This is a genomic window from Actinomadura rugatobispora, assembly GCF_042656285.1.
Classification (GTDB): domain Bacteria; phylum Actinomycetota; class Actinomycetes; order Streptosporangiales; family Streptosporangiaceae; genus Spirillospora; species Spirillospora rugatobispora.
Genome location: NZ_JBHSON010000308.1, coordinates 1 through 572 on the forward strand (window position 1 = coordinate 1; position 572 = coordinate 572).

Annotated in this window: 1 protein-coding gene; it reads right to left on the reverse strand. The window is 53.0% G+C overall.

The window, feature by feature from the left end; genetic code table 11:
• Positions 1 to 123: 123 nt before the first annotated feature.
• Complete coding sequence (locus ACFPZN_RS56540) at positions 124 to 555, reverse strand: antitermination protein Q (RefSeq protein ID WP_378293755.1); 432 nt, start codon at positions 553 to 555, stop codon at positions 124 to 126.
• Positions 556 to 572 lie beyond the last annotated feature (17 nt).

A 572-nucleotide genomic window follows, 5' to 3' on the forward strand; every position in this document is an offset into this window, starting at 1 on the left:
CCCGCGCGTTTCGCGTTGCGGATTTCATCTGCGAGCGTCTTCAGCAGCATGCCATCCTGCTGCTGCTCTCTGTCCATATCACGTAAAAACTTGAGGGTAATGATGTCCCGTTGCGCTTTGGCTTCATCGTATCTGGCACACCGCGGCGTATGCCTCGGTCGATGGGATTCGTTCATATCCACGGCCACTGCAGCGTTTGCAATCGGCCAGAATTGGAACGCCCTGCCGTTCTGTAAGAGCCTGATTAACGGCTTTCCCGCGTCCATGGCAATCTTTACAGGCGCAACTTACAACCTTCTTACCCTTACACTGAGGGCAGAGAACGCGCGCTACCTCCCTGACCTGTCTATGCACCTCATACTCAGAAGGACGAATATCCTCCGCGCCCATGTTCAAAGACATCTTCACGAATTTCTTCTCTTTTGCCGGAGTATGAATCTTCATGCTGAAAACCTCAGCGTCGATAAACCCTTCCCCATTGCAGCCATCGCACTGCTTCACACTGGCGGCACTGCGGGAATAATCCTCAAACGCGAAGGTGGCCAGTTGGTGCATTACTAATGGCTTAACCC